6 protein-coding genes are annotated in these 6,191 nt (G+C 72.3%); 2 read left to right on the top strand and 4 right to left on the bottom strand.

All coding sequences use genetic code 11. The features are described from left to right. Positions 1 to 160: 160 nt before the first annotated feature. From ACFQBR_RS33405 to ACFQBR_RS33390, 4 genes are all read right to left on the bottom strand, one after another. Positions 161 to 1,225 carry a M23 family metallopeptidase gene (locus ACFQBR_RS33405; RefSeq protein WP_344186119.1) on the bottom strand — a complete coding sequence of 355 codons (1,065 nt, stop codon included), beginning with the start codon at positions 1,223 to 1,225 and terminating at the stop codon, positions 161 to 163. 347 nt (positions 1,226 to 1,572) lie between these two features. Continuing rightward, positions 1,573 to 2,175: a methylated-DNA--[protein]-cysteine S-methyltransferase gene (locus ACFQBR_RS33400; RefSeq protein WP_344186120.1), complete on the bottom strand. Its 603-nt coding sequence runs from the start codon at positions 2,173 to 2,175 to the stop codon at positions 1,573 to 1,575. A 169-nt stretch (positions 2,176 to 2,344) separates the two neighbouring features. Beyond that, on the bottom strand, positions 2,345 to 3,922 hold the full coding sequence (locus ACFQBR_RS33395; protein WP_352987308.1) for an AlkA N-terminal domain-containing protein: 1,578 nt from the start codon (positions 3,920 to 3,922) through the stop codon (positions 2,345 to 2,347). A 56-nt stretch (positions 3,923 to 3,978) separates the two neighbouring features. After that, positions 3,979 to 4,380 (bottom strand): hypothetical protein, encoded by a 402-nt coding sequence (locus tag ACFQBR_RS33390; RefSeq protein ID WP_267946592.1) that lies wholly within the window; start codon positions 4,378 to 4,380, stop codon positions 3,979 to 3,981. A 144-nt stretch (positions 4,381 to 4,524) separates the two neighbouring features. On the opposite strand from ACFQBR_RS33390, the gene ACFQBR_RS33385 reads away from it, so the two are divergent. After that, positions 4,525 to 4,935 carry a cobalamin B12-binding domain-containing protein gene (locus ACFQBR_RS33385; protein ID WP_267946591.1) on the top strand — a complete coding sequence of 137 codons (411 nt, stop codon included), beginning with the start codon at positions 4,525 to 4,527 and terminating at the stop codon, positions 4,933 to 4,935. Positions 4,936 to 5,368: 433 nt separating this feature from the next. Then, the coding region (locus ACFQBR_RS33380; RefSeq protein WP_355014745.1) for an ATP-grasp domain-containing protein at positions 5,369 to 6,191 on the top strand (823 nt) is incomplete at its 3' end.

Below are 6,191 nucleotides of genomic sequence, written 5' to 3'. Positions count from 1 at the left end.
TCCGAACCCGGTCGTTAAGTCTCCTTGCGCTGATGGTACTGCCCTGTGGTGGGGTGGGAGAGTAGGTCGCTGCCACGGTTTTTTGTGGGGAGGGGGTCGCCTTGTGGGCGGCCCCCTCCTTTTTTGTGCCCATGCTTGTGCGTTTGTGAAAAGAGTGTTTCTAGAACCCGTAGTTGTACACCGAGCCGCCGGGGTAGACCGTGCCCACGCCGCTCCGGTAGACGTATCCGCCGTAGGCGGCGCCCTCGTAGAAGGTCCAGCCGCCCAGGGTCCTGCCGTGGAGGGGGACGTACCAGCCCGCCGCGTTGGGGTCGGTGTAGCCCCTCAGCGCGAAGTGGATGTGGGCGCCGGTCGTCGAGCCGCCGGCGCAGAGGCTGTTGCCCTGCCTTCCGAGGTAGTGGCCGACGCCGACGTTGTTACCGGGCAGCCACTGGTAGTCCTCCAGGTGGTAGTAGTCCGTGGAGTAGCCGTTGTCGTGGATCACCCGGGTCCAGCCGGTGCAGAGGCTGTAGGCGTAGCCGCCCCGGGCCGCACGGGCCTGGCCGTTGCCGCCGGCGAAGTCCACCGAGCTGTACGGGTGGCCGGAGCTGAAGCCGTGCGGTCCGCCGGTCATGACCATCGAGGAGCCGATGGAGAACGGCAGCCCCACCCCGATGTAGGTGGAGGCGGAGACCTCGTCCGGGTTCGTGGACGCGGCGACGGCCTCCCGCTCCTCCTCGGCCAGCAAAGTCGATGCCGAGAGGATCTCCGAGAACTCCTCCGTGCCCTCCAGTCCGACGGTCCACTCCGAGCCCTCGTGGTCGGCGGCGAACAGCCAGGCGTAGGGGCTCTCCTCCGAGCCCATGGGCGCGGTCACGATGGCGACACCGAAGGCGGAGCCGTCCGAGGCCTCCCGGATGTCGATCCGGACGTCGCGGTCCCGGGCGTCGAGGGCGGAGAGCCCGGTGCCCCGGGCCTCCAGGACGTCGGCGACGACCGCGTCGGCGAGCACGTCCTCGGCCGCCGTTCCGGGTGCTGCGCCGGGCAGGGACTCGGCGGCGCCGTCCGCGGTGACCTCCACGTTGGGAGCGGTCGCGAGAGCGGTGTCCACGGGCGCCGGCTGGGCCTGGGCCGCACCGGCGGAGACGACCAGGGCGGCCGCGGCGGTCAGGGAGAGGGTGGCCGCGCCCAGGAACCGGGTCCGGGAAAGGCGCACGCGAAAGGCGGGGGAGGTGGGGGGTGTCAACGCTTCTCCTTGGGGTGAGCGGACGGGGGGTCGACACGGTGCTCTGCGGTCATGGGGTCTCGACCACATTGCTACCGCAGGGTAACCACACGAATACCCGCCTGCAAGGGGTGGAAGGGGAAGGGACGCCGTCCCGGAAGCCCGCCGGGAGGCCGGCGGTGGGCGCACACTGCGGGGGGAGGGGCGCGGAACGGAACGGGGGCAGGGCGAAGCGTCCTGCCCCGGGGAGCCCCCCAATTTCCAGTCAACCCTGTTCCGGAGGGCGGGGCCAGACCGGTCTCCCTCCTGTGGAAAACGCGGAACGGCCCCGTTCCCGGGGCCGTTCCGCGTGGGGGCGGGGAGGGCCGCTAGGCGGCACGCCCCGCCTCCAGCCCGAGCAGGAACTCCTTGCGCTCCAGACCGCCCGCGTACCCGGTGAGGGTCCCGTCGGCCCCGATGACCCGGTGGCAGGGGACGATGATGCTGATCGGGTTGCGACCGTTGGCCATGCCCACGGCGCGGGAGGCGGTCGGCCGCCCCAGTTCCTCGGCGAGTTGGCCGTAACTCGCGGTCTCCCCGTACGGGATGGTCGTCAGCCCGGCCCACACCTTGCGCTGCCACTCGGTCCCGGAGGGGGCCAGCGGCAGGTCGAACTCCCGGAGCTCCCCCGCGAAGTACGCGTCCAGCTGCCGGACCGCCTCGGCGAACGGCGCCGGGTCGGCGATCCACTCCGCCGGGACGCTCAGGGAACTGCCGTCCTTCGCGAGCGTGAACAGCGCGCCCAGCGCCTCACCGTCGCCGACGAGGGTCAGCAGCCCCACCGGCGAGTCCATGGTGGTGTACCGGGTCGGCCCGTCCAGCGGGGCCCGGAACTCCACGGTCGGCGCCCGCAGGGGGGCGACCGGTTCGACATCCGCGAAGAGTGACTCCTGTCCGGGTGCCGCGGCACCCGGTGCCCGTGTGATGCTCATACCGTTCCCTCTCGTCCTCACGTCCGTCTTCCCTTGCCGACGGCCACCGGACCCCGAGGGCCCCGTGGTTCCAACAACCGGGCGGCGGCCACCGCTTCCCCGCCGGTCCGGGCCCGAACCCCGGCCGCACGACCGGGCCCGTCCGCGGTCGTCCCGCACCGCTTCCGGCTCACGCCGCGGAACCGGTGCGGCCCGCGACCCCGCCGACCGCCCCGGACGGGCCGTCCGCAGACGCGCCGTCCGGAACCGCTCCCGCCTCCCGCGCCCGGGCGGCGTCGCCCAGCGACGCCCACAGCAGGTGGGTGGCGTACGAGCGCCACGGGCTCCACCCCCGTGCGTTCCGGGCGGCCGCCGCCGGGGAGGTCCACGCCCTCCCGGCCTCCAGCGCCGACCGGACGCCCAGGTCGCCGTGCAGGAACACGTCGGGGTCGCCCAGACCGCGCATCCGCACGTAGCCCGCCGTCCACGGACCGATGCCGCGCAGCTCGACCAGGCGCCGCTCGGCCTCCTCCCGGTCGCAGCCCGGCCCCAGGTCGACACGGCCCGAGGCGACGGCCCCGCTCAGTCCCACCAGGGCGGTTCCGCGCGCCACGGGGATGGAGAAACCCGTCGGGTCGGCCCCGGCCAGCACGTCCGGGGACGGGAACAGGTGCGTCAGGCCGCCGCCCGGGACCTCCAGCCCCTCCGGCAGGGGCTTTCCGAACCTCTGCACCAGCCGGCCCGCCAGCGTGCGCGCGGCCCGTACCGACACCTGCTGGCCGAGCACTGCACGGACGGCCAGCTCCGCCGGGTCCACGTGCCCGGGCGACCGCATGCCCGGACGGGCCGACACGATCGGGCCGAGCAGGGGGTCCCCGCCCAGGGCCTCGGCGACCGCACGCGGGTCGGCGTCCAGGTCCAGCAGTCTGCGGCACCGGCGCACCGCACTGGCCAGGTCGCGGGTCTCGGTCAGCCGCAGCCGGCACAGCACGTGTCCCGGCCCGGAACCCGCCGAGAGCTCCACGACACCGGTTCCGTGCGGGAGCGGGAGCGTCCGCCTGTACACGCCCTCCCGGTACTCCTCGATCCCGGGGACGGCCCTGTCGCCGAGGAACCCCAGCATCGAGGCCAGGTCGATCGGCTCCCGGTAGGGCAGCCGCAGCGTGATCGTCCCCGGTGCGGAGGAGCCGGGGGCCCGGGAGCGTCCGACCGAGCGCATCTCGGTGGGGGAGCGGTCGAACACCGCCTGCATCGTCTCGTTGAACTGGCGCACGCTCGCGAACCCGGCCGCGAACGCGACGTCCGCCATCGGCATGTCCGTGGTCTCCACCAGGACCCGGGCGGTCTGGGCACGCTCGGTGCGGGCCAGGGCCAGCGGCCCCGCGCCCACCTCGGCGGACAGCAGCCGGTTGAGCTGGCGTTCGCTGTACCCCACGGCGGAGGCCAGCGCGCCCACGCCGCCCCGGTCCACGGCGCCGTCCTGGATGAGCCGCATCGCGCGGCCGACCACGTCGGCCCGCAGGTTCCACTCCGGTGAGCCCGGTGTCAGGTCGGGGCGGCACCGCTTGCAGGCGCGGAACCCGGATTCCTGGGCCGCCGCCGCGGTGGGGAAGAACCTGGTGTTGACCCGCTTCGGGGTGACGGCGGGGCAGCTCGGACGGCAGTAGATCCCGGTGGTGCGCACGGCCGTGTAGAAGACCCCGTCGAAGCGGGAGTCCCTGCTGTGTACTGCGCGGTAGCGCTGGTCGTCGTCCATCACACTGTCCATGGTCACCCATGGACCGGGGCGGGTGCTGGCGGTTTTCGGACATGCACCCCGAGGGGTCAGGAAGGCCTGTCGCCGTCGGCCCCGTCGGGCCGGGCCCCTCCCGGAGCGGCGCCCCCGGGGTCCGCGGGGGCCCCGCCCGGTCCGGTGTTCCCCGTTCCGGGGTCCGCGTCGCCCGCCTCCTCCCCGTGGTCGAGGAGGTACTGGACGTAGACGGGGCGCAGGGCCTCCTGGACCCCGGGGTCCGTCTCGGCGGAGAGGGCCTCGTACACGAAGCCGGAGAGCTGGGCGACGCTCGCCTCGCTGGCCCTGTCGTTCCCGGCAGCGGCCTCCGCGGCCGGGACGAGGCCGAGCAGCCGCCAGAAGAAGCGCAGGTCCCACCGCTGACGTGCCAGCTCGACGGCGCGGTCCCGCAGGTCCTCTGTGCTGGTTCGGTCGAATTCGGTGGCATCGTCTCCCATGCTCGGAAGATACCCGTCCCCGTGCCCGCCACCCGCGAGTGACCTGCGTTACGCTTCACACGAGTTCATCGTCTCCACCCCGCCCCGGTGGGACTCCCACAAGGAGTGGCCGGGCCGCGGGGAACACGTCGTGAGGGGTAAGCCATGGCCGAGGGTGCGGCAAGGATCGTCGTCGCCAAGCCGGGACTGGACGGGCACGACCGGGGGGTCAAGATCGTCGCCCGTGTCCTGCGCGACGCCGGGGTCGAGGTCATCTACACCGGTCTGCGCCAGACGCCGGAGATGATCGTCGCGGCGGCGCTCCAGGAGGACGCCGACGCCATCGGGCTGTCCGTGCTCTCGGGGGCCCACATGACCATGTTCACCCGGGTGATGGAGCTGCTGAGGGAGAACGACGCCGAGGACATCCGCGTGTTCGGCGGCGGGATCATCCCCGACGCGGACATCGCGGAGCTCGAACGCCTGGGGGTCGCCAAGATCTTCACCCCGGGGGCGCCCACCTCGGAGATCGCCGACTGGGTCCGGGAGAACGTCCGCCCGGCGCACGCGGCCTGATCCTCCGGCGGCGCCGGCGGGGAGCGCCGGGACGGAGGGCGTCGTCCGCGCCCGGTCCCGTGCGACGGTCCGCGGCGTGATGTTGGTCGCAGGGACGAAGCGGCCATGGTACGGCCGATGCACCCATGTCGTGTTATTCGCGGTGTCGCTGGTCACACAATTTCCCACGCGGACGCTTCCGCAGTGCGGCATGGACGGCTTTTGGGCCGGGACCGACGCGGTGAAGCGGCCCCCGGTGTCCGGCGGCCGGATTTCAGGCGACTAAGCTTTGCGCATGTCGCGGGTGGCGACTCCGCGGCGATCTCGATCTCTGTGAACGGCGGGGCCCCTCGGGGTCCTGCTGCGTGTGACGTGTACCAGTAGGTCACAGCCGATCCGGACGAGGCCACCCCGGTAGACATCCTGAGCCAGCGAGTTACAAGGACGGACCCTCGTGGACCTGTTCGAATACCAGGCGAAGCAACTCTTCGCAGAGTACGGGGTTCCCGTACCCCAGGGGAAGGTGGCGAGCACGGCCGCTGAGGCACGTGCCATCGCTGACGAGTTCGCCGCTGCCGGCAAACCCCGCGTCGTTGTCAAGGCGCAGGTCAAGACCGGTGGTCGCGGCAAGGCCGGCGGCGTGAAGGTCGCCGAGGGCCCCGAGGACGCCCAGGCCAAGGCCGAGCAGATCCTCGGCATGGACATCAAGGGCCACACGGTCCACCGTGTCCTGGTCGAGGAGGCCTCCGACATCGCGGAGGAGTACTACTTCTCCTTCCTGCTGGACCGCGCGAACCGCAACTTCCTGTCGATCTGCTCCAAAGAGGGCGGCATGGAGATCGAGGAGGTCGCCGTCACCAACCCCGACGCGGTCGCCAAGATCTCCATCGACCCCCTGACCGGCGCCCCCGCGAACGTCGCGGCCGAGATCGTGAAGGCGGGCAACCTGCCCGAGGCCGCCGCCCAGGGCGCGGCCGAGATCATCACCAAGCTGTGGGACGCGTTCGTGGGCAAGGACGCCACGCTCGTCGAGGTGAACCCCCTCATCCTCACCAAGGACGGTCGCGTCGTCGCCCTCGACGGCAAGGTCACCCTGGACGAGAACGCCGAGTTCCGCCAGGACCTGGAGAGCCTCACGTTCGCCGAGGAGGGCGACCCCCTCGAGGTCGCCGCCAAGGCCAAGGGCCTGAACTACGTCAAGCTCGACGGCGAGGTCGGGATCATCGGCAACGGCGCGGGCCTGGTCATGTCCACCCTGGACGTGGTCGCCTACGCCG

The sequence above is a fragment of the Nocardiopsis tropica genome (assembly GCF_042660575.1).
Taxonomy (GTDB): domain Bacteria; phylum Actinomycetota; class Actinomycetes; order Streptosporangiales; family Streptosporangiaceae; genus Nocardiopsis; species Nocardiopsis tropica.
The sequence above is the reverse complement of the archived record's forward strand: the minus strand, read 5'-3'. Positions and strand labels throughout refer to the sequence as shown.